The 26,101-nt window shown below is 64.1% G+C and carries 23 protein-coding genes; 14 read left to right on the top strand and 9 right to left on the bottom strand.

The genetic code is table 11. The features are described 5' to 3' along the window. Nucleotides 1–35 precede the first annotated feature (35 nt). On the top strand, nucleotides 36–2,444 hold the full coding sequence (locus BLS08_RS07005) for a TonB-dependent siderophore receptor (RefSeq protein ID WP_017677275.1): 2,409 nt from the start codon (nucleotides 36–38) through the stop codon (nucleotides 2,442–2,444). Nucleotides 2,445–2,648: 204 nt separating this feature from the next. On the opposite strand, the gene BLS08_RS07000 is transcribed toward BLS08_RS07005, so the two are convergent. Then, nucleotides 2,649–3,296: a hypothetical protein gene (locus tag BLS08_RS07000; RefSeq protein WP_017677276.1), complete on the bottom strand. Its 648-nt coding sequence runs from the start codon at nucleotides 3,294–3,296 to the stop codon at nucleotides 2,649–2,651. 143 nt (nucleotides 3,297–3,439) lie between these two features. Between BLS08_RS07000 and BLS08_RS06995 the strand changes: the two genes are divergently transcribed. Together BLS08_RS06995 and BLS08_RS06990 are read left to right on the top strand one after the other, a co-directional pair. Next, nucleotides 3,440–4,051, top strand: a complete 612-nt coding sequence (locus BLS08_RS06995) for a LysE family translocator (protein ID WP_017677277.1) — start codon at nucleotides 3,440–3,442, stop codon at nucleotides 4,049–4,051. Next, complete coding sequence (locus BLS08_RS06990; protein WP_017677278.1) at nucleotides 4,051–5,241, top strand: benzoate/H(+) symporter BenE family transporter; 1,191 nt, start codon at nucleotides 4,051–4,053, stop codon at nucleotides 5,239–5,241. The genes BLS08_RS06995 and BLS08_RS06990 overlap by 1 nt, the downstream gene beginning before the upstream one ends. Nucleotides 5,242–5,328: 87 nt before the next feature. On the opposite strand, the gene BLS08_RS06985 is transcribed toward BLS08_RS06990, so the two are convergent. From BLS08_RS06985 to BLS08_RS06965, 5 genes are all read right to left on the bottom strand, one after another. Next, nucleotides 5,329–6,225: a bile acid:sodium symporter family protein gene (locus BLS08_RS06985; RefSeq protein WP_017677279.1), complete on the bottom strand. Its 897-nt coding sequence runs from the start codon at nucleotides 6,223–6,225 to the stop codon at nucleotides 5,329–5,331. A 112-nt stretch (nucleotides 6,226–6,337) separates the two neighbouring features. Continuing rightward, the gene (locus BLS08_RS06980) at nucleotides 6,338–7,099 is read right to left on the bottom strand and encodes an SDR family oxidoreductase (protein ID WP_017677280.1); all 762 of its coding nucleotides are present in this window, start codon (nucleotides 7,097–7,099) and stop codon (nucleotides 6,338–6,340) included. A gap of 218 nt (nucleotides 7,100–7,317) precedes the next feature. Further along, nucleotides 7,318–8,019, bottom strand: a complete 702-nt coding sequence (gene pyrF / locus BLS08_RS06975; protein WP_017677281.1) for an orotidine-5'-phosphate decarboxylase — start codon at nucleotides 8,017–8,019, stop codon at nucleotides 7,318–7,320. A gap of 241 nt (nucleotides 8,020–8,260) precedes the next feature. Continuing rightward, entirely contained in the window at nucleotides 8,261–9,178 is a 918-nt protein-coding gene (locus tag BLS08_RS06970; protein ID WP_086005923.1) for a response regulator, read from the bottom strand. Beyond that, nucleotides 9,175–10,449, bottom strand: a complete 1,275-nt coding sequence (locus tag BLS08_RS06965) for a sensor histidine kinase (protein WP_169886830.1) — start codon at nucleotides 10,447–10,449, stop codon at nucleotides 9,175–9,177. The genes BLS08_RS06970 and BLS08_RS06965 overlap by 4 nt, the downstream gene beginning before the upstream one ends. A gap of 261 nt (nucleotides 10,450–10,710) precedes the next feature. On the opposite strand from BLS08_RS06965, the gene BLS08_RS06960 reads away from it, so the two are divergent. The 4 genes from BLS08_RS06960 to BLS08_RS06945 all read left to right on the top strand — a co-directional run bounded on the left by BLS08_RS06960 (nucleotide 10,711) and on the right by BLS08_RS06945 (nucleotide 13,940). Next, nucleotides 10,711–12,105, top strand: coding sequence for an ethanolamine ammonia-lyase subunit EutB (locus BLS08_RS06960; protein ID WP_017677284.1), 1,395 nt, complete (start codon nucleotides 10,711–10,713; stop codon nucleotides 12,103–12,105). Then, a complete protein-coding gene (eutC, locus tag BLS08_RS06955; RefSeq protein ID WP_017677285.1) occupies nucleotides 12,105–12,869 on the top strand; it encodes an ethanolamine ammonia-lyase subunit EutC in 765 nt (254 codons plus the stop codon). The genes BLS08_RS06960 and eutC overlap by 1 nt, the downstream gene beginning before the upstream one ends. Nucleotides 12,870–12,925: 56 nt before the next feature. Next, a complete protein-coding gene (locus BLS08_RS06950; RefSeq protein ID WP_003461005.1) occupies nucleotides 12,926–13,099 on the top strand; it encodes a DUF2897 family protein in 174 nt (57 codons plus the stop codon). Nucleotides 13,100–13,181: 82 nt separating this feature from the next. After that, nucleotides 13,182–13,940 carry a CPBP family intramembrane glutamic endopeptidase gene (locus tag BLS08_RS06945; protein WP_090336314.1) on the top strand — a complete coding sequence of 253 codons (759 nt, stop codon included), beginning with the start codon at nucleotides 13,182–13,184 and terminating at the stop codon, nucleotides 13,938–13,940. Here BLS08_RS06945 and BLS08_RS06940 read toward each other — a convergent pair. From BLS08_RS06940 to BLS08_RS06930, 3 genes are all read right to left on the bottom strand, one after another. Next, a complete protein-coding gene (locus BLS08_RS06940; protein ID WP_169886829.1) occupies nucleotides 13,891–14,709 on the bottom strand; it encodes a substrate-binding periplasmic protein in 819 nt (272 codons plus the stop codon). The genes BLS08_RS06945 and BLS08_RS06940 overlap by 50 nt on opposite strands. Before the next feature lie 76 nt (nucleotides 14,710–14,785). Next, nucleotides 14,786–15,595 carry a substrate-binding periplasmic protein gene (locus tag BLS08_RS06935; RefSeq protein WP_231976578.1) on the bottom strand — a complete coding sequence of 270 codons (810 nt, stop codon included), beginning with the start codon at nucleotides 15,593–15,595 and terminating at the stop codon, nucleotides 14,786–14,788. Nucleotides 15,596–15,666: 71 nt separating this feature from the next. After that, entirely contained in the window at nucleotides 15,667–16,263 is a 597-nt protein-coding gene (locus BLS08_RS06930) for a TetR/AcrR family transcriptional regulator (RefSeq protein WP_017677289.1), read from the bottom strand. A 248-nt stretch (nucleotides 16,264–16,511) separates the two neighbouring features. Between BLS08_RS06930 and BLS08_RS06925 the strand changes: the two genes are divergently transcribed. The 7 genes from BLS08_RS06925 (at nucleotide 16,512) to BLS08_RS06895 (ending at nucleotide 25,967) form a co-directional block, all read left to right on the top strand. Next, nucleotides 16,512–18,332 (top strand): acyclic terpene utilization AtuA family protein, encoded by a 1,821-nt coding sequence (locus BLS08_RS06925; RefSeq protein ID WP_017677290.1) that lies wholly within the window; start codon nucleotides 16,512–16,514, stop codon nucleotides 18,330–18,332. A gap of 42 nt (nucleotides 18,333–18,374) precedes the next feature. After that, a complete protein-coding gene (locus tag BLS08_RS06920; RefSeq protein ID WP_017677291.1) occupies nucleotides 18,375–19,244 on the top strand; it encodes an SDR family oxidoreductase in 870 nt (289 codons plus the stop codon). Nucleotides 19,245–19,248: 4 nt separating this feature from the next. Further along, nucleotides 19,249–20,865 (top strand): geranyl-CoA carboxylase subunit beta, encoded by a 1,617-nt coding sequence (atuC, locus tag BLS08_RS06915; protein ID WP_017677292.1) that lies wholly within the window; start codon nucleotides 19,249–19,251, stop codon nucleotides 20,863–20,865. Nucleotides 20,866–20,946: 81 nt separating this feature from the next. Continuing rightward, nucleotides 20,947–22,107 carry a citronellyl-CoA dehydrogenase gene (gene atuD, locus BLS08_RS06910; RefSeq protein ID WP_090336313.1) on the top strand — a complete coding sequence of 387 codons (1,161 nt, stop codon included), beginning with the start codon at nucleotides 20,947–20,949 and terminating at the stop codon, nucleotides 22,105–22,107. A 72-nt stretch (nucleotides 22,108–22,179) separates the two neighbouring features. After that, on the top strand, nucleotides 22,180–22,977 hold the full coding sequence (atuE, locus tag BLS08_RS06905; protein ID WP_090336311.1) for an isohexenylglutaconyl-CoA hydratase: 798 nt from the start codon (nucleotides 22,180–22,182) through the stop codon (nucleotides 22,975–22,977). Nucleotides 22,978–23,062: 85 nt separating this feature from the next. Continuing rightward, entirely contained in the window at nucleotides 23,063–25,051 is a 1,989-nt protein-coding gene (locus BLS08_RS06900) for an acetyl/propionyl/methylcrotonyl-CoA carboxylase subunit alpha (protein WP_090336309.1), read from the top strand. Nucleotides 25,052–25,142: 91 nt separating this feature from the next. After that, nucleotides 25,143–25,967 (top strand): SDR family oxidoreductase, encoded by an 825-nt coding sequence (locus BLS08_RS06895; RefSeq protein ID WP_090336308.1) that lies wholly within the window; start codon nucleotides 25,143–25,145, stop codon nucleotides 25,965–25,967. Nucleotides 25,968–26,101 lie beyond the last annotated feature (134 nt).

Here is a 26,101-nt window from a genome sequence, read left to right as displayed (position 1 = left end):
CATTGAGATACATTAACTCTTAGGAGACGTTCGCAATGTCCTTCCGCCCTGCCCCTTTCCGCCACACGCTGTTGGCCCTGACCATCGCCTTTGCCGGCCATGCCGGGCTGGCCCATGCCGAGGTCTACCAACTGCCTTCCGGTCCTCTGGCAGCCACGCTCAACCAGATCGCCAGCCAGGCCGGCGTGACCCTGAGCATCGATCCAGCCCTGACCGAGGGCAAGAACTCGGCACCGGTCAGCGGCGACTACGAAGCCATCGAAGCCCTCAATCAGGCGCTGCGTGGCACCGGCCTGCAGCTGCAAGGCGGCAACGGCGGCGCCTACAGCCTGGCCCCTGCGGCAGAAGCAGCAATGGCACTGCCGGACGTGACCGTGACAGCCAGCGAACAGACCGCCGAGACCGCCTGGGGCCCAACCCGTGGTTATCTGGCCAACCGCACCGCGACCGGCACCAAGACCGACACGCCGCTGCTGGAAACCCCACGCTCGATCTCCGTCGCCACCCGCGAGCAGATGCAGGACCGCAAGGTGCAGAACCTCGATGACGCCGTGCGCTATATGCCGGGTGTCATCGCCAGCAGCTACGGCAGCGACAGCCGCGCCGACTGGATGAAAATCCGCGGTTTCGAACCGATCCAGATGCTCGACGGCCTGCCACTGCCCAAGGGCAGCTACGCCATGCCCAAACTGGAAACCTGGAACCTGGAACGCGTCGCCGTGCTGCGCGGCCCGGCCTCGGCAGTGTATGGCCAGACCCCGCCCGGCGGCCTGGTGGATGCCGTCAGCCGCCGCCCGCAGGCCGAAAGCAGCCATGAAGTGCAGGTGCAGGTTGGTAACTACAACCACAAGCAGATCAGCTTCGACAGCACCGGCAAGATCGACGATGAAGGTCGCTTTCTCTACCGTTTCAGCGGTACCGGCCGTGACAGTGGCACCGTTATCGAGCATATGGACGACCAGCGTTTCAACCTGGCGCCCAGCCTGACCTGGAACATTGCCGACGACAGCAAACTGACCTTCCTCAGCCAGTTCAACCGTGACGATACCGGCGGCACCAGCCAGTTCCTGCCGCTGCAAGGCACCAAGTTGAGCACCCCGGCCGGCAAGGTCGACTACCACAAGAACCTTGGCGACCCTGACTGGGAGTTCTACGACAAGACCTTCTATGCACTGGGCTATGCCTTCGAGCACCGCATCAACGATATCTGGCAGTTCAATCAGAACCTGCGCTACAGCAAGCTTGAGCTGGATAACCAGATCATCACGGCCGGTGGCTGGGCCACCGCCGTCGCTGACGACGGTACGGTTGCGCGTGGTGCCAACGTGTATGACGAAAACATCAGCCACTTCGCCGTGGACAACAACTTCCAGGCCGATTTCAACACCGGTGCAATCGGGCACACCCTGCTGCTGGGCCTCGACTACCTGCGCGTCGAGACCGATTACCGCTGGCTGTACGGTACTGCGCCGAGTAGCAACATCATCCGCCCGATTTATGGCCAGGACTTCAGTGGTATCAGCTACACGGCCTTCCAGGACTACAACCAGAAACGCAGAAACACGGGCCTCTATCTGCAGGACCAGATGGCACTCGACGCCTGGCGCCTGACCCTAGGCGGCCGCTGGGATCGCTTGGACACCGACTCGGTGTTCCACAACGCCAACGATGCCAGGGACAGCCGCCGCGACAGCCAATTCAGCGGCAATGCGGCGCTGAGCTACGTGTTCGATTCCGGTTTCACGCCTTATGTGTCCTATGCCGAATCCTTCCAGGCCGAAGCAGGCGGCAACGGCGGCGCGGCGTTCAAACCCAGCACCGGCAAGCAGTACGAGCTGGGCATCAAGTATCAACCGCCGGGCAGCGACATGCTGTTCACCGCTGCCGTCTATGACCTGACGCGGCAAAACATCGTGACCACCAACATCGCCGGGGCCACCGAGCCGGTGAGCGAGGTAGAGGTACGTGGCCTGGAGCTGGAGGCTACCGGTAACATCACCGAGAACCTCAGCCTGACCGCCTCCTACAGCTACACCAACAGCAAGATGACCGAGGTCGGTGACCCGCGCGACAAGAACCGCGCCCTGCCGCTGATCCCCGAGCATCAGGCATCGATCTGGGCCGACTATGACTGGAACCAGGGTGTGCTGGCGGGTTTCGGCATCGGTTTTGGCGCCCGCTTCGTCGGCTCCACCGACAACATAGCCGTCGGCAGCATGGGCTTCGTCCGTGATCCTTCCGACGGCCACAGCAGCGCCTATACCGTCTACGACGCCGCGGTGCGTTACGACCTCGGCCAGCTCGACGCCAACCTGCGTGGCGCCAGCGTATCGCTCAACGCCAACAACCTGTTCGACAAGGAATACCTGGCCACCTGCGATGGTTTCTACTGCTATGCCGGCGACCCACGCCGGGTCACAGCCAGTCTCGACTACAAATGGTGACCACCCGAAGGGCTAATGCCTGTCAGTCAAACGTAGAAAAATGACTGTGTAGGAGCCAGCTTGCTGGCGATCAAGCGTCTCGGCGAGCACCAGGCTCATAGAGGCAAAGCATCGCCGGCAAGCCGGCTCCTACAGGTCTGTAGCGCTGCCCCCGCGGTGATTTGGCCTTGTGCCCATCAGGCGGCTCTTGCCGTTTGGACGCAGTCAGTCCGCAACCCCCTGCAACTCGGCAGCGCCCTTGAAGAACACCAGCATCAGCGCCACGCCGGCCCCAAGCAACGGCAGCAACGCCACCAGCATCAACAGCACGCTGGCCAGCATCAGCCCACCAACGATATCGAGCCAGGCCATCACTTTCAGCGCCGGATAGGGACTTTGCAGCTTGAGCAACCGTATCCCCAGCCAGGTGGTGCATATGCCCATAAGACCCAACAGCGCCATATAGCCGATGGTCTGCCAGTCCAATCCGGCGAACAATTGGTCACCGAAAAGCATGTCCACTGCCTCCAACAGCAGCGTCACCGCAAGCAGCAACCAGATCGGTACACTGAGGTTGCGCGCGAAAAAGCGGGCTTCGGCAAAGGCTTTGAAGCGCAGCAGCAGGTAGCAGCCGAGTAACGCCAGCGCCAGGCTAAGCCAGCCGGTGTAGGTAAACAGCAGTTCAGCTTCATCCGCCTCCAGCAGGGCTCCGGCAAATGTAAGCCCGACCACCAGCGCGTTGGCTACCACCGAGACCAGCGCCAGCCAGCCCAGCACCTGCAGTTGCCTGGCGCTCCAACCTGGCAACGACTGTACGCCCGCGCTGTCGAGCAACTCCACCTGCGGCGCACTGTAGGGATTGTCTGGTTGCATCGCCTTTATCCTTGCTCGGCAAAAAGCCGAGGCTAACCATCCAGGCAGCGCTTGACCAGACTGTACGGTTCAACCCACCGGTGGCTGTACCGCGACGGCGTGGCGGCCGCGCAATAGGCTTTGCCAGTCACCGGAGAACGACCATGTCCACCGAACTGCTGCTCGCCTTCATCGCCTTCGCCTTCGTCACCTCGGTGACGCCCGGCCCCAACAACATGATGCTACTCGCCTCCGGGGTGAACTTCGGCGTGCGCCGCAGCATTCCACACATGCTCGGCATCAGCCTGGGCTTCATGCTGCTGGTGGCTGCCGTGGGCCTGGGCCTCGGCCAGGTGTTCCAACGCCTGCCGGTGCTGCACGATGTACTGCGCTATGTCGGCGCCGCGTACCTGCTTTATCTGGCCTGGAAGATCGCCCAGTCCGGCGCACCGCAGAGCCGCGAGAATCCAGAGGCCAAGCCGTTCACCTTCATCCAGGCGGCGGCCTTTCAGTGGGTCAACCCCAAGGCATGGATCATGGCCATCGGCGCCATCACCACCTACACGCCGCAGGATGGCTTCTTCAGCAACGTACTGTTGATCGCCGCCCTGTTTGCCCTGGTCAACTGCCCCAGCGTGGGGTTGTGGACCGTCGCCGGCAGTATGCTGCGCAAGTGGCTGGACAACCCGCGCGCGCTACGCGCCTTCAACATCGGCATGGCGCTGCTGCTGGTCGCCTCGCTCTACCCCATCATCGTCGACACTGGAATGTTCTGATGCAAGACGCCGCCCCTACTCGTCTGCGCCCACTGGCGGACACCTCCACCTCGGCCGTGGTCGCTGGCTTCATCGCCATGCTCACCGGCTACACCAGTTCCCTGGTGCTGATGTTCCAGGCTGGCCAGGCTGCCGGCCTCACTGCAGGGCAGATTTCCTCGTGGATCTGGGCGCTGTCGATCGGCATGGCGCTGTGCTGCATTGTGCTCTCGCTGCGTTATCGCGCGCCGGTGATGATCGCCTGGTCCACCCCTGGCGCTGCGCTGCTGATCACCAGCCTGCCGCAGGTCTCCTACGGTGAGGCCATTGGTGCCTACATCCTGGCCTCGGGGCTGATCGTACTGATCGGTCTGACCGGCACCTTCGACCGCCTGATGCGCCGTATACCAGGCTCCATCGCCGCCGCGCTGCTGGCCGGTGTGTTGTTCAAGATCGGCCTGGAAATCTGCGTGGCCGCCGAGCAACAGCCCTTTCTGGTGATCGCCATGCTGCTTGCCTACCTGCTCGGCAAGCGCCTGTGGCCGCGTTACTCGGTGCTCTCTGCGCTGATCGTCGGCAGCGTGCTGGCCGCGGTCTTCGGCCTCCTGGACTTCAGCGATTTCCAGTTGCAACTGGCCACGCCTGAATGGACCACGCCGAGCTTCTCGCTGGCCGCCGCCATCAGCATCGGTATTCCGCTGTTCATCGTCGCCATGGCCTCGCAGAACCTGCCGGGCATGGCCGTTCTACGCGCCAATGGCTATGACGTGCCGGCCTCACCGCTGCTGACCAGCACTGGCCTGGTATCGATCCTGATGGCGCCGTTCGGCAGCCATGGCATTCATATGGCCGCCATCAGCGCCGCCATCTGTGCCGGCCCTGAAGCTCATGAAGACCCGCGCAAGCGCTACACCGCAGCGGTCTGGTGCGGGGTGTTCTACGCCATCGCCGGCATCTTCGGCGCCACCCTGGCTTCGCTGTTCGCGGCGCTGCCGGCGGCGTTGATCCTGTCAATCGCCGCGCTGGCACTGTTCGCCTCGATCATCGGCGGCCTGACCCAAGCCATGAGCGAGCCCAACGAGCGCGAAGCGGCGCTGATCACCTTCCTGGTCACCGCCTCCGGCATGACCCTGGCGGGCGTCGGCTCGGCATTCTGGGGCATAGTCGCTGGCCTACTGACCCTGGCCGTGCTGAACTGGGGCAAGCGCTAACTCCGATGCAATCTGGGCTACGAGCGGTAGGGTGCGCCGTGCGCACCACTGGATAACAGCGTGTTCAAGCGGTGCGCACGGCGCACCCTACTGTTCAGCCACCGTTTCGTGAGCAAGCTCTGCGCCATGCACACGGTTGACCCACAGGCCGAACAACGCCGCCGTGATGAACATGATCAGGCTGTAGATGGCCGCGGGAATGGCCATGGTCGGGTTGTTCAGCAGCGCCGGGCTCAGCGCCAGGGCGATGGCCAGGGTGCCGTTGTGGATGCCGATCTCCATGGCGATGGCGATGGCCTGACGCAGATTGAGCTTGAGCAGCCTGGGCACGCAGTAGCCCACCGCCATGCTCAGCAGGTTGAAGGCCAGCGCCGCGCCGCCCACCGCAGGCGCGTAATCGACGAAGGTGCGCCAGTCCTTGGCCACCGCCAACAGGATGATCAGCAGCAGGAACAACGCCGAGATGATCTTCACCGGCTTCTGCATGCGCTCGGCAAAGCCCGGAAAACGACTGCGCAGCCACATGCCGATGGCCACCGGCCCGAGGACGATTGCGAATACCTGCACCACCTTGGCGAACTGCAGAGGGATGGCCTGATCGGCCGACATGAAGTAGGCCAGCGACAGATTGACGATCAGCGGCATGGTCAGAATCGCGATCACCGAGTTGACCGCGGTGAGGGTGATATTCAACGCCACGTCGCCGTGAGCCAGATGACTGTAGAGATTGGCGGTGGTGCCACCCGGCGAGGCAGCCAACAGCATCAGGCCGACGGCCAGGGCCGGCGCCAGACCGAACAATTTGGCCAGGAAGAAGCACGCCAGCGGCAACAGCAGCAGCTGGCAAGCCAGGCCGATCAACACCGGTTTGGGGAATTTGGCTACGCGGGCGAAATCGGCCAGGCTCAGTGACAGACCAAGCCCGAGCATGATGATGCCCAGCGCAGCGGGAAGGAAAAACGTCAGCAAGGGATCGGCGGTCATTATTGTTATCGCTCCAGTTGAACCTGGCAGGATTGTGCTGAGTCAGGACCACTGCTGACAGTGGCCCTGCGAGCCAACCTTAGCCTGCTTGCAGACTACCGGGCTAGAGCCTTTATATTGCTGTGGCCCCGCCATCCACGGCCAATGCCTGACCAGTGGTGAATGCTGCGTGGTCGCTGCACAGATAGAGCACGGCAGCCGCGATCTCCTCGACCTTGCCGATGCGCCCGACCGGGTGCATGGCGGCGGCGAACTCCGCCTTCTTCGGATCCGCCTCATAGGCGCGGCGGAACATGTCGGTGTCGATCACCGCCGGGCAGACCGCGTTTACCCGCACCTTCTTCTTGGCGTACTCGATCGCCGCCGATTTGGTCAGGCCGATCACCGCATGCTTGGAGGCGGCGTAGATGCTCATCTTCGGCGCGGCACCCAGGCCGGCCACCGAAGCGGTGTTGACGATGGCACCACCGCCCTGGGCCAGCAGCAAGGGGATCTGGTGCTTCATGCACAGCCACACACCCTTGACGTTGACGCCCATGATGGCGTCGAACTCGGCTTCGTTACCGTCGGCCAGCTTGCCCTTCTCGATTTCGATACCGGCGTTGTTGAAGGCATAGTCCAGGCGGCCGTACTGCGCCACGGTCGCATCCATCAGCGCCTTGACTTCGGCATCGCGGGTCACGTCGCAACGCACGAAGCAGGCCTCGCCGCCGGCCGCGCGAATCAGCTCGACGGTGCCCTCGCCACCGGCCACGTCGACATCGGAAACCACCACCTTGAGCCCTTCGGCAGCGAAGGCCTGGGCGGTGGCACGGCCAATACCGGCTGCTGCACCGGTGACCAGGGCGACCTGGCCGGAAAACGTCATGCTCATGTCTGCTTCCTCGCAGCGATTCTTGTTGAATTGGCGAGGAGTCTAGCCAGCAAGCCAGACGGTGAGCAGCACTATCAGGCTCTGGAGTGAAGGGTCATGCAGGGCGCTGATGGCGACTCCACCAGCGCGGCGTCGCGATCAGCGGGTAGCCCGGATGAAATCCGGGACAGATCGGACGGCATACCAGCCCCCCCCGGATTTCATCCGGGCTACAGGGCTCAGGCGCGCAGTTCGGCAACCACCACTGCCAGCGCCTGCGCCGGATCGGCAGCCTGGCTGATCGGGCGGCCGATAACCAGATAATCGGAGCCGGCCTCCAGCGCCTGGCGAGGGGTGAGGATGCGCTTCTGGTCGTCGGCGTTGCTGCCGGCGGGACGAATGCCCGGCGTGACCAGTTGCAGACGCGGCTGCGCGACCTTCAGAGCCTGCGCCTCCTGCGCCGAGCAGACCAGGCCGTCAAGCCCGGCATCGGCAGCCAGGCCGGCCAGGCGCAGTACCTGCTCCTGCGGCGGCACGTCCAGGCCGATGCCGGCCAGGTCCTGCTGTTCCATGCTGGTCAGCACTGTCACGCCGATCAGCAGTGGCTTGGCGCCAGCCAGCTTGTCCAGCTCGTTACGACAGGCCGCCATCATGCGCAGGCCGCCGGAGCAGTGCACGTTGACCATCCACACGCCCAGCTCCGCCGCGGCCTTGACCGCCATCGCCGTGGTGTTGGGGATGTCGTGGAATTTCAGATCGAGAAACAGCTCGAAGCCCTTGGCCTGCAACGCCTCGACCACTTGTGGGCCGCTACGGGTGAACAGCTCCTTGCCGACCTTGACCCGACACAGCGCCGGATCGAGCTGATCGGCCAGCGCCAGAGCAGCATCACGGCTGGGAAAGTCGAGGGCGACGATGATCGGGGTTTGGCAGACAGGCATGGGGTGGGTCTCGAACAGGATGAAAAACGCCGCGCATTGTAGCGCAAAGCATCCGATCACTGGTCGCGGCCGAAGTCCCTGTCCAGGGCAATCGCGCTATGCGTTCGAGGACCCGAGGATGCTGCATCGGTAGGGCGGGTGAAACCCGCCAATAGCCTCTGGCGGGTTTCACCCGCCCTACGAATCTGGCATTGCCCCGTAGGAGCGGCTTCAGCCGCGAAAGCTCAGGGTGGCCAAACGATCAGGCTATCAGCCGCTCACGCAGGCGCCCGAGCATGCCCATCAGGCTGCCCACTTTCTCCTGCTCACGCTCGTCACGCGGCACCTCGGCCAGGCGAGTGACCACCTGCTGTGGTTGAGCACGCCAGATCAGCGCCTGCTCGGCAGCGGCCTTCAAGCCCTTCTCGAACAGACCACGACGAATCGGCTTGGGCAGGTAGCGGAAGATCTGCGCCTCATTGACCAGACGCAGCAGCGCCTGGGTGTCCTGAAAGGGTGTGACCACCAGGCTGAGCAGACGCGGGTGGGCTTGCGCCAGGGTCTTGAGCAACGGCGCGGTGTCTTCGCCGGCCAGCTTGAGGTCACTGACCAGAATGTCCACGTTCTCGTTGTTGAGCATCAACATCGCCTCGGCCAGGTTGCGGGCACGTAGCAGGTTGTGGCCGCCCGCAACGCAGAACTCGCCGACGACACTGAGCGTGTCCGGCTCATCGTCGAGCGACAGCAGCGTCAGCGGCGCGCTCAGCTTCTCACTGGCAACAGCCTGCAAAGGCTGCGCCTGGCGCACCGCAAGCTCTGCCGCCTGACGCAGGGTGAAGGCCATTTCCTGCTGGTCCCAGGGTTTGGTCAAGTAGCGGAAGATGCCGCCGTTGTTCAACGCCTCCACCGCGGCATCCAGATCGGAATAGCCAGTCAGCAGGATGCGCAGGGTATTCGGCGCGATCTCGCGAGCTTCGGCCAGCAGCTGCGCGCCGCTCATCTGCGGCATGCGCTGGTCACTGACCAGCACGTGAATGTGCTCCTCACGCAGGCGCCGCAGGGCGCGCAACGGGTCGCTCTCGGTCAGCACCTCGTAGTGGCGGCGAAACTGCAGGGCGAGACTGCGCAGAATGCGCTCCTCGTCATCGACGAAGAGAATGCGAACGGGTGCGGACATCAGGCGCTCCTTTTAATGGCGACAGTAGCGGGCAGCGGCAGGCTGATCAGAAAACGCGTGCCACGCCCTGGCTCGGAGGCGACGCGAATGCGGCCGCCGTGGTCCTGGACGATCTTGTAGCTGATGGACAACCCGAGGCCGGTGCCTTGGCCGACCGGCTTGGTGGTGAAGAAAGGATCGAAGATCTTCGCCATGACTTCCGGCGGCATGCCACGGCCATTGTCCTGCAGCGAGACATGGATGCCCTCGGCATCGGCCCAGCTGCGAATCTGGATACGCCCGCTGCCATCGATGGCCTGGGCAGCGTTGGTCAACAGGTTGAGCAGCACCTGGTTGATCTGCGAGGGCGCGCAGGCGATACGCGGCAGCTCGCCGAGCTGCTGCACCACTTCGGCCTTGTCCTTGATGTGGTTGCGCGCGATCAGCAGCGCGCTGCGGATGCAGTCATTGAGGTCGACCTCCTCGCTCATGGCACGGTCGAGACGGGCGAAATCCTTCAGGCCCACCACCAACTCGCCAATCTGCTCCAGGCCATACAGGGTGTCGCCATACAGCTGCTGCAGATCCTCGGCCAGCAGCTCCGGCGCTGCCTGCTGGCGAGCCTGTTCGGCGGCCTGCAGGGCCTGGCTCAGGCTCGCCTCGTCACAGTCGGGGTCGTTCAGGCACTGGCCCAGGCGTGCCTGTGCGGCGGCGAGTTCGAACAGTGGCTCACTCAATTCACGCAGCAGTTGCACGTTGTTCTTCACGTAGCCCAGCGGCGTGTTCAACTCGTGGGCGACGCCGGCGACCATCTGCCCGAGCGACGCCATCTTCTCCGACTGCAGCAACTGCGCCTGAGACTCCTTGAGATCCACCAGCGCCTGACGCAGTACGCGGTTGCGCTGGGCGACGCGCGCTTCCATAGCCTTGAGCAGATCCAGCACCGTACCCAGACCGCAGTATTCGCCCTTGGCATCGATCAGGACGAAGTCCTCGGTGATCGGGTATTGCAGCTGGGCGGTGACCTGCTTGGAAGCCTCTTCCAGACTGGCTTCCAGGCTGACGATCAGCGGCGCGTCGTTCATCACCTCGCCAACCGGATGACGACCGCGCAGGTCGCGCCCGAAGCGCTGCATGAAGATGTCCTGCAGGGTGGCGCGACTGACCAGGCCGAGTGGCCGGTTGTTCTCGTCCACCACCGGCAGGGAGAGAAAGGCGCGGTGTTCAGCCGCCAGAAACAGATCGGCGACCTCGTTGATGCTCATCGACGCAGCGAGCGGCTTCACGGCTCGCATCAGCGATTGCAGCGCTCTGGCTTGGGTCACGAACGGCCTCCCCTGCTATCGGAAAGCCGTCATTCAAACAGCGCCAAGTTGCCATCATGTGACAGACATCACGCTGCCGGCGCGCCACCCTGGTGCGCCAGACCCGCCTCCGCACCATTTTCCAGCTCCTGAGATAGCCAGCCTGCTTCTACGGAGCGCCAATCTCGGGCGGCCGGCCCTCTGGCATGAGCACTGCACGGCAAGCACATCCTTTTGCAGCAGGTTGCAGCCATGCCCTATCAAACCACCATCGGCAGCCTGGTCTACCGCTTCGCCGACCTCAAGACGCTGTTGGCCAAGGCCAGCCCGGCGCGCTCCGGCGATTATCTGGCAGGGCTGGCCGCTGCTACCTACGAAGAGCGCATGGCGGCCAAGCTGGCCCTGGCCGAGGTGCCGCTCAAGCGCTTTCTCGACGAGGCACTGATTGCCTACGAGCAGGACGAAGTCACGCGCCTGATCATCGACCGACATGACACCGCCGCCTTCGCCCCGATCAGCCACCTCACGGTCGGCGACCTGCGCGACTGGCTGCTGCTGGAGAAGACCGACAGCGCGCGCCTGGCTGCCGTGGCCGCCGGGCTGACGCCGGAGATGGTTGCAGCCGTGAGCAAGCTAATGCGCAATCAGGACCTGATTCTGGTGGCGCGCAAATGCCAGGTGATCAGCCGCTTTCGCAACACCCTGGGCCTGCCCGGCCACCTTGCTGTGCGCCTGCAGCCCAATCACCCCACCGACGACGTGCGCGGCATCGCCGCCAGCATGCTCGACGGCCTGCTGTATGGCTCCGGCGACGCCACGGTCGGTATCAACCCGGCCAGCGATTCGCTGCCGACGCTGATGCGCCTCTGGCAGATGATGGACGAGGTGCGCCAGCACTTCGAAATCCCCATGCAGAGCTGCGTGCTCACCCACGTCACCACGCAAATCCAGGCCATCGAGGCCGGCGCGCCGATCGACCTGGTGTTCCAGTCCATCGCCGGCACCGAAGCCACCAACGCCGGCTTCGGCGTATCCCTGGCAATCCTGCGTGAAGCCCATGAAGCCGCGCTTTCACTCGGTCGCGGCACCTTAGGGGATAACGTGATGTACTTCGAGACCGGCCAGGGCAGCGCGCTGTCGGCCGGCGGTCATCATGGTGTCGACCAGCAGACCTGCGAGGCTCGCGCCTATGCCGTGGCCCGCGAGTTCCGCCCGCTGCTGGTCAATACCGTGGTCGGTTTCATCGGCCCGGAATACCTCTACGACGGCAAGCAGATCATCCGCGCCGGCCTGGAAGACCACTTCTGCGCCAAGCTGCTCGGTCTGCCGATGGGCTGTGACGTCTGCTACACCAACCACGCCGAAGCCGATCAGGACGACATGGACAGCCTGCTCACCCTGCTCGGCGCAGCCGGCATCAACTTCATCATGGGTATCCCGGGTGCCGACGACATCATGCTCAACTACCAGAGCACTTCGTTCCACGATGCACTGTACCTGCGCAACGTCCTGGGCCTGAAACGCGCACCGGAATTCGATGCCTGGCTGGCGCGCATGGCCATTACCGAGCCTAGCGGCCGCCTGCGCGAAATCGGCCGTGGCCACCACCTGCTCAAGCAACTGCCGCACATATCGGGAGCCGCGTGATGACCAATGATCTGATTCAGCAAAATCCCTGGGACGAACTGCGCGCGCATACCTCGGCACGCATAGCGCTCGGCCGCGTCGGCTGCAGCCTGCCCACCCGCGAGGTGCTCAAATTCGGCCTGGCCCATGCCCAGGCGCGCGATGCGGTGCATCGTCCGCTGGACTTCGGCGAACTCAAGCATCAGTTGCATACGGCAGGCTTTCGTACCCTGAAAGTACGCAGCAACGCCGAGGACCGGCAAACCTACCTGCTGCGTCCAGATCACGGCCGCCACCTGCACGGCGACTGCCGCGTGCAGTTGCAACACGAACTGCCCGCACCGGAAATCGCTATCGTGCTGGCCGATGGCTTGTCGGCCGTCGCCGTGCAGCGCCATGCCCTGCCGCTGTTGCAAGCTTTTCGCGAACGCTTTGACACCGACTGGGCCAACACCCCGGTGGTGCTTGCCGAACAGGGCCGCGTGGCGATTGGCGACGGCATCGGCGAAGCGCTACGTGCACGCCTGGTGATCGTGATGATCGGCGAGCGCCCTGGTCTGACCTCGCCGGACAGCCTCGGCCTGTATCTGACCTACGCGCCGCGGGTGGGCTGCCTGGACAGCGCGCGCAACTGCATCTCCAACGTACGTCCCGAGGGCCTGCCTTACCAGCTGGCGGCACACAAACTCGACTACCTGGCGCGCCAGGCGCTGCGCCTGCAACTGAGTGGCGTGCAGCTCAAGGACGACAGCAACCTGCAGCCGGTGGCGCTACAGGCCGACTGACAAGACCCGGCACGCGGGTTATGGTGATAACTTCATTGCCCCCATGAGGAGTCATCATGCCCTGGTACGTCTGGCTGCTGCTGGTTCTGGTGTTTGGCTCAGTGATCGGTAGCCTGCTGGTGCTGCGCAGCAGTGCCAAGAAAATGCCCCTGAGCGAAGACCAGCTCGAACGCATGCGTAAACGCGCCATCGAGCAGGAAGCCAAGGACGCGCGCGAGCGTCAGCGCTAAACGCCCTCGTCCCGCCAGGTAACGCCAAGACTGCCCGCAACGCAGCCTGCTAGACTGCGCGCCTTCTCAAGGAGGAGGTGCCATGCCCCTGCACTTGCGCTTGCTGCTCCCCGCTCTGACCCTGGCCCTGGGCACCGGCCTGGGTTTCATCCAACCCGTCGGCCTGCTGCTGGGCAGCGCATTCGTCATTGTCCTGCTGGCCGGACAATCGCATCTGCCAAACTGGCTATGGCTACCTCTGATTCTGCTTGGCGCAATCGCCCTGGCGGCGCACCTCATACCCGGTTTCAGCCCTTGGCAGTTGTGGCAGCCACGTCTCATCAGTGCTGATGCGGCGCCCTATGGCCTGCGCCTGTCCTGGGACAAACTGCTGCTGGGTAGCGCCCTGCTCGCCTGGTGGCTGGGGCAGCCACGCAGACCCGTGCTTTCGCTGAAAAATGCCTGGCTGACGTGCATCACCACCCTGCTGCTGGTGCCGCTGCTGGCCATGGCGCTGGGCCTGGTCACCTGGCAACCCAAATGGCCGCAGGGTCTGCTGTTGTGGCTGGCGGTCAATCTCTGCGTGGCGGTGCTGGCGGAGGAATTGCTCTTTCGCGGTCTGCTACAGACCGCTCTGATCAAGCGCCTGGGCATCTGGCCCGGCTTGCTGTTGACGGCCGGCTTGTTCGGCGCGGCCCATCTGCCTTTCAGCGCGCTATTTGCCGTGGTGGCGACCTGCGCTGGCCTCGGTTATGGCCTGGCCTTTCACTACAGCGGCCGCCTGAGCCTGGCCATCGCGCTGCACACAGCGGTCAATCTGCTGCATATTCTGTTGCTGAGCTATCCGTTACGTCTTGCGTGACGGCAATGCGGTAAGGCGAGAAGATGCGTTGCAGCTCGCCCTTCTCCCGCAACTGCTCGAGCAAGGCAGCGAAGCGTTCGGGAGTTATCGGCGCACCGGCGCGAATCATCGCATGATGTCGATAGACCTGATCGATACGCTCGGAGATCAGTAACTGGCGTGCATAATCGCGATTGCGCTCAAGGAAGTCATAGAGATTGGAGCGAGTGACCAATGCGACATCGGCGCGCCCGCGTATCACCATCAGCAGGTTGCTGTCGTGAGAGTGACCGAGGTTGGCGTTGAAGGTGGTGGTCAGGAACTCCGGATCGCTGTTGAACTGGGCAAATCCGTAGTGATAACCGCGATAGAGCGCCAGGCGCTTGCCTTCGAGCTGTTCGAAGTAACTCTGGTCGCGCAGCGCCTCGTTCCTGGCAACGAACAACTCAGCATCTTCCAGCCTCATATCGACAGCTTCAGCGTCGATGTCCTGCCATCCCCATTGCGGATTCTCGAAAATCGCCATGTCGATACGCCCGCGCTGCAGGTCACTGAAACGACGCACGATGGCGGTGGGCAACATGGTGAAGTGGTATTCGCTCTGCTCTCGGTTGAGCGCTTCGAGCAGTTGCGGTAGCAAGCCACTCGAGTCGTGCACGTTGGACTTGATCACATAGGGGGGAAAGTGCGCGCCACCGACCTTGACCACGTCGGCCGCATAGAGAGAATCCGCTAGCAAGAGACACAAGGCACCCAAACATCCATGAATCCAGCACCGCGCATGCCGCATCTCGAGTCCCCAAAAAATTCCTTCTCTTAGTGTGGTGCACACTACTCCAGTCTCTCCTGACCGACCAGATGGATTTTCACTGCACTGACACTTTGTAGCCCAATGTCAGACGATAGCGCCCAAGTAGCTTCGATAATTCTCCACTGGCCTGCAGCCGGTTCAACAACTCGGCAACTTCAGCCGGGCTCAGCGGCCCCTTGGGCCGCAGCAGCACCTGATGGTGATAGAACTGATCCAGCCGATCGGAAACCAGCAACTCGGGCAGCATTTCCGGATGCCGATCCAGAAACAGCTCTAGGTACGAGCGCGTCACCACGGCGATATCGACGCGCCGCGCCAGCAGCATGCGCAGGTTGCTATCGTGGGAATAGGTCAACAGCGCATTGAATGTGCGCGCGAGATAATCAGGGTCGGCATCGAAACTGGCAAAACCATAGTGATAGCCGTTGTAGAGCGCCATGCGCTTGTCGTTGAAATCCTCGAAATAGTCTTGTCCACGCCCCGGCTCCGCCGCGGCGACATAGACTTCCGCATCATCGATATCCAGTCCCAAGGCCAGGTATGAAGTGCCCTGCCACCCCCAGCGACTGGACTCGAAGAACATCAGATCGAAGCGGCCGCTCTCGAGGTCGCGGTAACGGCGGGTCGCCGAGGTCGGCACCAGGACGAAACGGTATTGCTGCTGCGCCGCATTGAGCGCGCGTAACAACTCGGGCACCAAGCCTTGCGGATAAGGTGATTCGGGTTTGTCCAGATATGGCGGGAAGTGATAACCACCGACACGCACCTCCTGCAGGGCAAGGGCAGCAGGCACATGCAACAGCGAAAGACTGCACAACAGGCAAAAGGCTAGTGCGCGCAAACTCGACCTCTCGTCACGGATCACAACGCGGGAACACCCCAGCGCCCGTGTTCGAGCCGAAAACCGGCAGTTGCTCCTATCCTAGCCGAATTCGCTCAGGCTTCCTTACACACCAATGACAACGCCTCTTCAGCCAGCTGATCCAGCGTCATTGGTCCCTGCGAACGGAACCAGGTATTGGTCCAGCTCAGCGCACCGGTGAGAAAACGCCGCTGAATGAACGGGTCGCCCTTGAAGTAACCGGCCTCGCGCGCCTCGCCCAGTACCGCCAGCCAGATCTGCTCGTAGGTATCACGCAAGGCCAGTACCTGCGCCTGGCCCTCCTCCGAAAGGGAACGCCACTCGTACACCAATACCGCCATGGCCTCGCCGGTACCGCCCATGATCGACTGCAACTCGCAGCGGATCAGCGCCAGCAGCCGCTCGCGGGTGTCCTGCGCCTCGGCCAGTGCAGCACGCATCAGGGCGGTGTTGTAGACGATGGTTTCCTCCATCACCGAACGCAGGATCTCTTCCTTGCTCTTGAAGTGGTGAAAGATGCTGCCGGACTGAATACCGATGGCGGCAGCCAGATCGCGCACCGTCGTGCGCTCGTAACCCTTGCTGCGAAACAGGTGCGCAGCCATCTGCAACAGCTTGCCACGGGCACTGTCCGGATCGGTTACCTGGCCGCTGGCGACCAGCTCCTGCATCACGGCCTGGGCTCTGTGTTCGTCCACGCTGACTTCTCCCCTGATTGCCTTGCACGGCGATTGTTCTGATGAATTCTCTATGCTGCCGGCAAGTGCTTGTCTTGCTTGATGAAATGTATGCGGCAGGCGCTGACCAAGCAAGCGCTTGGGCGCATTTTTGGCCGAATTGCCGTCTCTCGCCACTTTTCAACCAAGCGCTTGCTTGGTAATGTCAACTCACCTTCTCAATGTGTGACGGGCCAATTCCAATGAACAAAACCGTACGCATCGGCTGCGCCTCGGCCTTCTGGGGCGACACCTCCACCGCTGCCGCTCAACTGGTTCAGGGTGCCGAACTGGATTACCTGGTGTTCGACTACCTGGCCGAGATCACCATGTCGATCATGGCCGGCGCCCGTATGAAGAAGCCTGACGACGGCTATGCCCGCGATTTCGTCGAGGTGCTCGCGCCGCTGCTGGGCAACATCGCGACGAAGAAGATCCGCGTCATCAGCAACGCCGGCGGGGTCAACCCGATGGCCTGCGCCGCCGCCCTGAGCGCCGCCTGCGAACAGGCCGGCGTACAGCTGAAGATTGCCGTGCTGCATGGCGACAACCTGCAGCCCAAGCTCGGTGAGCTGGTCAAGGCCGGCACCCGCGAGATGTTCACGGGCGCGCCGCTGCCGCCCTTCTGCGTTTCGGTCAACGCCTACCTGGGCGCACCGGGCATCGTCGCCGCGCTGGAACAGGGCGCCGACATCGTCATCACCGGCCGCGTGGTCGACAGCGCCGTGGTCAGCGCCGCCCTGGTGCACGAGTTCGGCTGGTCCTGGAGCGACTACGACAAGCTGGCCCAGGCTGCGCTGGCCGGGCACATCATCGAGTGCGGCGCGCAGTGCACCGGTGGCAACTTCACCGACTGGCGCGACGTGCCGGACTACGAGCACATCGGTTTTCCCATCGTCGAAGTCGAGGACGATGGCCGCTTCGTCGTGACCAAGCCGGAGGGTTCCGGCGGCCTGGTCACGCCTTTTACCGTTGGCGAGCAGATGCTCTACGAGATCGGCGACCCGCGCGCCTATCTGCTGCCGGATGTAGTCTGCGATTTCACCCAGGTCGCGCTGAGCCAGGTCGGCGACCACCGCGTGCAGCTGCAGGGCGCGCGCGGCCTGCCGCCCACCGGGCAATACAAGGTCAGCGCCACCCACCCGGACGGTTTTCGCTGCACCGCCAGCTGCGTGCTCGCCGGTATCGATGCGGTGGCCAAGGCCGAGCGGGTCAGCCAGGCGATCATCAACAAGACCGAAGAGATGTTTGCTGAACGTGGCTGGGGCCGTTACCAGGAGGTCAGCGTCGAGCTGCTGGGTAGCGAGGCCACCTATGGTGCCCACGCTCGTCGCCAGGATAGTCGCGAGCTGGTGGTGAAGATCGCCGTGCGTCATGCCAAGAAGGAGGCGCTGATCCTCTTCTCCCGCGAGATCGCCCAGGCCGCCACTGGCATGGCACCGGGCCTGACCGGCATCGTCGGTGGTCGTCCCACCGTCTACCCGGTGATCCGCCTGCTCAGCTTCCTGGTGGACAAGAGCGCCTGCGCGCTGGAGGTGGAAATCGGCGGCGAGCGCCAGCCGGTCACCCTGCCCCAGGTCGATGCCTTCAACCCCGAGCGACTGCACGCGCCGGCCGCCCTGCCCGTACCGATGGGCGAAGCCGACGCCTCCGTGCCACTGATCCGCCTGGCCGTGGCCCGCTCCGGCGACAAGGGCAATCACAGCAACATCGGCGTGATGGCGAGACAGCCCGAATACCTGGCGTGGATAGCCGCTGCGTTGACACCCGAAGCCGTGGCCAAGTGGATGGCGCATACCCTGGACGCCGAGCAGGGTCGCGTCAGCCGCTGGTACCTGCCGGGCAGCCACAGCCTCAACTTCCTGCTGGAAAACGCGCTTGGCGGTGGTGGCGTCGCCAGCCTGCGCATCGACCCGCAGGGCAAGGCGTTCGCCCAGCAACTGCTGGAATTCCCGGTGCCGGTGCCCAGGGCACTGGCCGAGACCTTGACTGGTGCGCACGGCGCACCCTACACCCGCCCGTAGGGTGCGCTGCGCGCACCGGTATCACTCAGGACAACAAGAACAATGAGCTACGACTCCGTATTCAAACCCGGCCTGTTCGAAGGCCAGACCATCCTGGTCACCGGCGGTGGCAGTGGCATCGGCCGCTGCGTGGCCCACGAGCTGGCCCACCTGGGCGCTCATGTGGTGCTGGTCGGGCGCAAGCAGGAAAAGCTGGAGAAGACCTGCACCGAGATCACCGAGGACGGCGGCAGCGCCAGCTTCCAGGTCTGCGACATCCGTGACGAAGAAGCCGTGAAGGCCATGGTCGGTGCTGTGATTGCGCAGCGCGGACGCATCCATCACCTGGTCAACAACGCTGGCGGCCAGTTCCCCGCGCCGCTGATCGGCATCAACCAGAAAGGCTTCGAGACCGTGGTGCGTACCAACCTGGTCGGCGGCTTTCTGGTGGCCAAGGAAGTCTTCCTGCAGAGCATGAGCAAGCACGGCGGCAGCATCGTCAACATGCTCGCCGACATGTGGGGAGGCATGCCCGGCATGGGCCACTCCGGGGCCGCGCGCGCTGGTATGGAGAACTTCACCAAGACCGCCGCCTACGAGTGGGGCCACGCCGGCGTGCGGGTCAACGCCGTGGCGCCGGGCTGGATCGCCTCCAGCGGCATGGACACCTACCCCGAGTCGATGAAGAACATGATCCGCAATCTCAAGGATCACGTGCCGCTGCAACGCATCGGCAGCGAGTCCGAGGTGGCCGCGGCCATCGTCTTCCTGCTCAGCCCCGGCGCCAACTTCATCAGCGGCAACACCATCCGCATCGATGGCGCCGCCAGCCAGGGCACCCATGCCTGGACGCTGGGCAAGGCGAAAAACAGCGAGCCCTACAACGGTTTCCACCGGGCCTACCTGCCCGATGTACTGAAAGATCAGGAGTAAGGCGATGCCCGTGATCCAATCGGAAATCGATGTGCATGGCGAAGCCTTCGCGCAGAACCGCGAAGCCATGCTGGCAGCCATCGCAACCTTCCGCGACGTCGAGCAGAAGGTGCTCGACAAGGCGCAGGAAGCCAAGGCCAAGTTCGAGAAGCGTGGCCAATTGCTGCCGCGTGAACGCATCAACCTGCTGCTCGACGCCGGCGCACCGTTCCTCGAACTGTCCTCGCTGGCCGGCTACAAGCTGCACGACGACAAGGACGGCAGCCAGGCCGGCGGCGGCATCATCGCCGGCATCGGTTACATCGCTGGCGTGCGTTGCCTGGTGATCGCCAACAACAGCGCGATCAAGGGCGGCACCATCTCCCCCACTGGCCTGAAGAAGTCGCTGCGCCTGCAGCAGATCGCCTTCGAGAACAAGCTGCCGGTGGTGACCCTGGCCGAGAGCGGCGGCGCCAACCTCAACTATGCCGCCGACATCTTCGTCGAAGGTGCACGCGGCTTCGCCAACCAGGCGCGCATGTCCGCCATGGGCCTGCCGCAGATCACCGTGGTGCATGGTTCCAGCACCGCTGGCGGGGCTTACCAGCCCGGCCTGTCGGACTACGTGGTGGTGGTACGCGGCAAGGCCAAGATGTTCCTCGCCGGCCCGCCTCTGCTTAAGGCCGCCACCGGCGAGATCGCCACCGACGAGCAACTCGGCGGCGCCGAGATGCACGCCCAGGTCGCCGGCACCGCCGAGTACCTGGCCGAGAATGACGCCGACGGTGTACGCCTGGCGCGCGAGATCCTTGGCATGCTGCCGTGGAACCAGCAGTTGCCGGCACGCCCGGCGAAAAGCTGGCGCGAACCGCTGTACCCGGCAGAGGAACTGCTCGGCCTGGTGCCGGCCGACGCCAAGAAGCCCTACGACGTACGCGAGATCATCGCGCGCATTGCCGATGGCTCGGAGTTCCTCGACTTCAAGAACGAGTTCGACAGCCAGACCGTATGCGGCCACCTGCAGATCGAAGGCCAGGCCTGCGGTTTCATCGGCAACAACGGCCCGATCACCCCGCAGGGCGCGGCCAAGGCGGCGCAGTTCATCCAGCTGTGCGAGCAGAGCAACACGCCGATCCTGTTCTTCCACAACACCACCGGCTTCATGGTCGGCACGGAGTCCGAGCAGAACGGCGTGATCAAGCACGGCTCGAAGATGATCCAGGCCGTGGCCAACGCCACTGTGCCCAAGCTCACCATCGTCGTCGGCGGCTCCTACGGCGCTGGCAACTACGCCATGTGCGGCCGCGGCCTCGACCCACGCTTTATCTTCGCCTGGCCCAACAGCAAGACCGCCGTGATGGGCGGCGCTCAGGCCGGCAAGGTGCTGCGCATCGTCACCGAGGACAAGCACGCCAAGGAGGGCAAGGAAGCAGATCCAAAGATGCTCGACATGCTGGAAACCGTGACCGCACAGAAGCTCGACAGCCAGTCCACCGCGCTGTATGGCACCGCCAGCCTGTGGGATGACGGCCTGATCGACCCGCGCGACACGCGCAAGCTGCTGGGCTTTTTGCTGGATATCTGCGCCGAAGCCAACCTGCGGCCGTTGAAGAAAAGCAGCTTCGGCGTCGCGAGATTTTAAACGTAGGGCGGGTGAAACCCGCCAAGCATGTGGCGGTTTTCACCCGCCCTACAGACCCATTCGATACGGAGCACAACAACAATGATCTTCACTCAAGAGCACGAAGAACTCCGCCGTACCGTCCGCAACTTCGTCGACAAGGAAATCAATCCGCACGTCGACGCCTGGGAGAAGGAAGGCCGCTTCCCCATCCACGAGATCTTCAAGAAGGCCGGCGAGCTGGGCCTACTGGGCATCTCCAAACCGGAGAAGTTCGGCGGCATGGGCCTGGACTACAGCTACTCGATAGTCGCCGCCGAGGAGTTCGGCACCATCCACTGCGGCGGCATCCCCATGTCCATCGGCGTGCAGACCGACATGTGCACCCCGGCCCTGGCACGCTTCGGCTCCGATGAGCTGCGCGAAGAGTTCCTGCGCCCGGCCATCAGCGGCGAGATGGTCGGCTGCATCGGCGTCTCCGAGGTCGGTGCCGGCTCCGACGTGGCGGGCCTGAAGACCACCGCGCGCAAGGACGGCGACGACTATGTGATCAACGGCAGCAAGATGTGGATCACCAACTCTCCGAGTGCCGACTTTATCTGTCTGTTGGCCAACACCAGCGACGACAAGCCGCACGTCAACAAGTCGCTGATCATGGTGCCAATGAAGACCCTGGGCATCAGCGTCAGCCCGCACCTGGACAAGCTCGGCATGCGCAGCTCCGAGACCGCCCAGGTGTTCTTCGACAACGTGCGTGTACCGCAGCGCTATCGCATCGGCCACGAAGGCGCCGGTTTCATGATGCAGATGCTGCAGTTCCAGGAAGAGCGCCTGTTCGGCGCGGCCAACATGATCAAGGGACTGGAGCACTGCGTCGACACCACCATCGAGTACTGCAAGCAGCGCCACACCTTCGGCCAACCGCTGATCGACAACCAGGTTATCCACTTCCGCATGGCCGAGTTGCAGACCGAGATCGAGTGCCTGCGCGCGCTGGTCTATCAGGCCACCGAGCAGTACGTGAAAGGGCGCGACGTGACCAAGCTGGCGTCGATGGCCAAGCTCAAGGCCGGGCGCCTGGGCCGCGAAGTGTCCGACAGCTGCCTGCAGTACTGGGGCGGTATGGGCTTCATGTGGGACAACCCGGTGTCGCGCGCCTACCGCGACGTGCGCCTGGTCAGCATCGGCGGCGGCGCCGACGAGATCATGCTCGGCATCATCTGCAAGCTGATGGGCATCCTGCCGGGGAAGAAGAAAGGCTGACCCGTAGGGCGGGTGAAACCCGCCACTCACAGCGTTGCGGCGGGTTTCACCCGCCCTACACCGAGGTATGCAATGAACGATCTGCCCTCCTGCGAAACCCTGCTGCTGAACCTCGAAGGTGGCGTGCTGCATGTCACCCTCAACCGCCCGGACAGCCGCAACGCCATGAGCCTGGTCATGGTCGGCGAACTGCGCACCACCCTGGAGGCCGTGCGCCATGATCCGAACGTGCGTGCCCTCGTCCTGCGCGGCGCGGGCGGGCACTTCTGCGCCGGCGGCGACATCAAGGACATGGCCGGCGCCCGTGCCAAAGGTGGGGACGCCTACCGCGAGCTTAACCGCGCCTTCGGCGCACTGCTGGAGGAAGCCCAGGCCGCACCGCAGGTACTGGTGGCGGTGCTGGAAGGCGCCGTGCTCGGCGGCGGCTTCGGCCTTGCCTGTGTGTCCGATGTAGCCATCGCGGCCAGCAGCGCCAAGTTCGGCCTGCCGGAAACCACCCTCGGCATCCTCCCGGCGCAGATCGCCCCCTTCGTGGTGCGCCGCATCGGCCTGACCCAGGCGCGCCGCCTGGCCCTGACCGCCGCCCGCTTCGACGGTGCCGAGGCGCTGCGCCTGGGTCTGGTGCACTACTGCGAGCACGATGACGCCGCCCTGCAGCAACGCCTGGACGAGACCCTGGAGCAGATTCGCCAGTGTGCGCCACAGGCCAACGCCCAGACCAAAGCCCTGCTGCTGGCCAGCGAACGCGAAGCCCTCGGCACGCTGCTCGACCGCGCCGCCGAACAGTTCGCCGCGGCGGTCATCGGCGCCGAGGGCGTCGAAGGCACCACGGCCTTCGTGCAGAAGCGCAAGCCAAAGTGGGCCCAATGAAACCGTAGCCCGGATGCAATCCGGGAGCGCTCGCCAAAATGATTCCCCGGATTGCATCCGGGCTACGCACAGCAGGAGCACAAAGATGCCCGCATTCAACAAGATCCTGATCGCCAACCGTGGCGAGATCGCCTGCCGGGTGATGCGCACCGCCATCGAGCTCGGCTACCGCACCGTGGCGGTGTACTCCGAGGCCGATAGCGATGCCCGCCATGTACAGATCGCCGATGAAGCCGTGTGCATCGGCCCGGCACAGGTCAACCAGTCCTACCTGCGCATCGACGCCATCATCGAGGCCGCGCGCAAGACCGGCGCCGACGCCATCCACCCCGGCTATGGCTTCCTCTCCGAGAACGCCGATTTCGCCCGCGCCTGCGAAGCAGCCGGCATCGTCTTTATCGGCCCGACCGTGGAAGCCATCCACCTGATGGGCAGCAAGCGCCTGTCCAAGATCGCCATGCTCGAAGCCGGCGTGCCCTGCATCCCCGGCTACGAAGGCGCCGCCCAGGATGACGAAACCCTGGCCAGCGAAGCTGAGCGCATCGGCTACCCGCTGATGATCAAGGCCAGCGCCGGTGGCGGCGGCCGTGGCATGCGCCTGGTGCATGAATCATCCGAGCTGCTGGGGCAGATCCGCACCGCCCGTTCCGAGGCGCAGAACGCCTTCGGTTCCGGCGAGCTGATCCTCGAACGCGCGGTGATCCGCCCACGCCATGTGGAGATTCAGGTATTCGGCGACCAGCACGGCACTATCGTCTATCTCGGCGAGCGCGACTGCTCGGTGCAGCGTCGCCACCAGAAGGTGGTCGAGGAAGCGCCCTGCCCGGTCATGACGCCCGAGCTGCGCCGCGCCATGGGCGAGGCAGCGGTGAAGGCAGCGGCTTCGGTCAACTATGTCGGCGCCGGCACCGTGGAATTCCTCCTCGATACCTCCGGCGAATTCTTCTTCCTGGAAATGAACACCCGTCTGCAGGTCGAGCACCCGGTCACCGAGCTGATCACCGGGCAGGATCTGGTGGCCTGGCAGATTCGCGTTGCCGAGGGCCAGCCCCTGCCGCTGCAGCAGGACGAAATCCGCCTCACCGGCCACGCCATGGAAGTGCGCCTGTACGCCGAGGATTCAGCCGCCGGCTTCCTGCCGCAAACCGGCCAGGTGCTGCGCTGGGAGCCCGAGCTGCTGGCCGGCGTACGCATCGATCACGGCCTGGTCGAAGGCCAGGCTGTCCCCCCCTTCTACGACCCGATGCTGGCCAAGGTCATCGCCTACGGCGAAACCCGCGACGAAGCCCGGCGCAAGCTGGTGCGTGCGGTCGAGCAGTGCGTGCTGCTTGGCGTCAACGGCAACCAGCGCTTCCTCGCCAACCTGCTCAAGCATCCCGAGTTCGCCGCCGGCAACGCCACCACCGCCTTCATCGCCGAACACTTCGCGGATGACCCCAGCCTGCACCCGCACACCGCCAGCCTGGCAGAGCTGGCCATGGCCGCCGCCCTGCTCTACCAGGTCTCGGCCGATGCCCGTGCGCATCAACCCGGCCTTGCCGGCTGGCGCAGCGCCGGCAGTGCGCCCTGGCGTTTCGTCCTCAAACAGGGCGAACACAAGCATGCCGTGGAGTTGGACGTACTCGCCAGCGGCACGCAAGCGCACCTTTGCGTGCGTCGGGGTGAAGAACAACTGTCCCTGCGTTTGCTGGCCAGCGACGGTCGCTGGCTGACCCTGGAACTGGACGGCGTGCGCCGCCGCCAGGCCTACCACATCGAAGGCGAACGCCTGTGGCTGTATGGTGAGCATGGCAACCTGGAACTGCTGGATGTCACCCACGAGCCGGCCGGTGGCCAGAACGCCGCCAGCAGCGGCGCGGTGAAGGCACCGATGGATGGCGCCATCGTCGACGTACTGATCGCCGAGGGCGCCAGCGTAAGCAAGGGGCAACTGCTGGTGGTACTGGAAGCGATGAAGATGGAGCACCCGCTCAAGGCTGGCGTCGATGGCATCGTCCGCCGCGTCGGCGTGAGCCAGGGCGACCAGGTGAAGAACCGCCAGTTGCTGGTGGAAATCGAAGCTGCAGAGGCTTGATATATCGCTGTGGGGGGCTTTAGCCGCGAGCGTTGTTCATCGCGGCTAAAGCCCCTTCCACGCCCCCATAACAACAAGAAGGAGCACGCCCATGTCACTTTCCGCCAAGACCCTATTCATCACCGGCGCCAGTCGTGGCATCGGCCGCGAAATCGCCCTCAAGGCCGCCGCCGATGGCGCCAACATCGTCATCGCGGCCAAGAGCGCCGAGCCGCACCCGAAACTCGAAGGCACCATCTTCAGCGTCGCCGCCGAGGTCGAAGCCGCCGGCGGCAAGGCGCTGGCCCTGCAGCTGGACGTGCGCGACGAGCAGGCCGTGGCCGCCGCCATGGCCCAGGCCGCCGAGCATTTCGGCGGCATCGATGCCCTGGTCAACAACGCCGGCGCGATCAAGCTGGTAGGCGTGGAAAAACTCGAACCCAAGCGCTTCGACCTGATGTACCAGATCAACACCCGCGCGGTTATGGTGTGCAGCCAGGCGGCCCTGCCCTATCTGAAGAAGAGCGCCGGCGGACATATCCTCAACCTCTCCCCGCCGCTCAACCTCGACGCCAAGTGGTTTGCCCAGCACGGCCCCTACACCGTCACCAAGTACGGCATGAGCATGCTCACCCTGGGCATGAGCGAGGAGTTCAAGAAATACGGCATCAGCGTCAACTCGCTGTGGCCGAAAACCATGATCGCCACCGCCGCTATCGAGTTCGAACTGGGCAGCCGCGACGCCTTCAAGCGGGCACGCACTACGGCGATCATGGCCGACGCGGCGCATGCGATCCTGAGTAGCGAAGGCCGCAGCCTCACCGGGCGCCTGCTGATCGACGAGGACATCCTGCGCGAACGGGGCGTCAGCGACTTCGAGCAGTACCGCTTCGATCCCGCAGGCGGCAGCCTGGTGCCGGATCTGTTCGTCGATTGAAGCCTCGGATGCGTTGGTTTCGTAGCCCGGATGCAATCCGGGGATCCCGCGCGCGGATTTACCCGGATTGCATCCGGGCTACGCGCGAGCCTCGATCCGTAGGGTGCGCCGCGCGCCCCCTACGAGCGGCAAGG

Source organism: Ectopseudomonas chengduensis (genome assembly GCF_900102635.1).
GTDB lineage: Bacteria > Pseudomonadota > Gammaproteobacteria > Pseudomonadales > Pseudomonadaceae > Aquipseudomonas > Aquipseudomonas chengduensis.
The sequence above is the reverse complement of the archived record's forward strand: the minus strand, read 5'-3'. Positions and strand labels throughout refer to the sequence as shown.

Bases quoted from the DNA above. Each gene is read 5' to 3' on its own strand.
- BLS08_RS07005 (WP_017677275.1), top strand. From the start codon at position 36: ATGTCCTTCCGCCCTGCCCCTTTCCGCCACACGCTGTTGGCCCTGACC.
- BLS08_RS07000 (WP_017677276.1), bottom strand. From the start codon at position 3,296: ATGCAACCAGACAATCCCTACAGTGCGCCGCAGGTGGAGTTGCTCGAC.
- BLS08_RS06995 (WP_017677277.1), top strand. From the start codon at position 3,440: ATGTCCACCGAACTGCTGCTCGCCTTCATCGCCTTCGCCTTCGTCACC.
- BLS08_RS06990 (WP_017677278.1), top strand. From the start codon at position 4,051: ATGCAAGACGCCGCCCCTACTCGTCTGCGCCCACTGGCGGACACCTCC.
- BLS08_RS06985 (WP_017677279.1), bottom strand. From the start codon at position 6,225: ATGACCGCCGATCCCTTGCTGACGTTTTTCCTTCCCGCTGCGCTGGGC.
- BLS08_RS06980 (WP_017677280.1), bottom strand. From the start codon at position 7,099: ATGAGCATGACGTTTTCCGGCCAGGTCGCCCTGGTCACCGGTGCAGCA.
- pyrF (WP_017677281.1), bottom strand. From the start codon at position 8,019: ATGCCTGTCTGCCAAACCCCGATCATCGTCGCCCTCGACTTTCCCAGC.
- BLS08_RS06965 (WP_169886830.1), bottom strand. From the start codon at position 10,449: ATGCGAGCCGTGAAGCCGCTCGCTGCGTCGATGAGCATCAACGAGGTC.
- BLS08_RS06960 (WP_017677284.1), top strand. From the start codon at position 10,711: ATGCCCTATCAAACCACCATCGGCAGCCTGGTCTACCGCTTCGCCGAC.
- eutC (WP_017677285.1), top strand. From the start codon at position 12,105: ATGACCAATGATCTGATTCAGCAAAATCCCTGGGACGAACTGCGCGCG.
- BLS08_RS06950 (WP_003461005.1), top strand. From the start codon at position 12,926: ATGCCCTGGTACGTCTGGCTGCTGCTGGTTCTGGTGTTTGGCTCAGTG.
- BLS08_RS06945 (WP_090336314.1), top strand. From the start codon at position 13,182: ATGCCCCTGCACTTGCGCTTGCTGCTCCCCGCTCTGACCCTGGCCCTG.
- BLS08_RS06940 (WP_169886829.1), bottom strand. From the start codon at position 14,709: ATGCGGCATGCGCGGTGCTGGATTCATGGATGTTTGGGTGCCTTGTGT.
- BLS08_RS06930 (WP_017677289.1), bottom strand. From the start codon at position 16,263: ATGCAGGAGCTGGTCGCCAGCGGCCAGGTAACCGATCCGGACAGTGCC.
- BLS08_RS06925 (WP_017677290.1), top strand. From the start codon at position 16,512: ATGAACAAAACCGTACGCATCGGCTGCGCCTCGGCCTTCTGGGGCGAC.
- BLS08_RS06920 (WP_017677291.1), top strand. From the start codon at position 18,375: ATGAGCTACGACTCCGTATTCAAACCCGGCCTGTTCGAAGGCCAGACC.
- atuC (WP_017677292.1), top strand. From the start codon at position 19,249: ATGCCCGTGATCCAATCGGAAATCGATGTGCATGGCGAAGCCTTCGCG.
- atuD (WP_090336313.1), top strand. From the start codon at position 20,947: ATGATCTTCACTCAAGAGCACGAAGAACTCCGCCGTACCGTCCGCAAC.
- atuE (WP_090336311.1), top strand. From the start codon at position 22,180: ATGAACGATCTGCCCTCCTGCGAAACCCTGCTGCTGAACCTCGAAGGT.
- BLS08_RS06900 (WP_090336309.1), top strand. From the start codon at position 23,063: ATGCCCGCATTCAACAAGATCCTGATCGCCAACCGTGGCGAGATCGCC.
- BLS08_RS06895 (WP_090336308.1), top strand. From the start codon at position 25,143: ATGTCACTTTCCGCCAAGACCCTATTCATCACCGGCGCCAGTCGTGGC.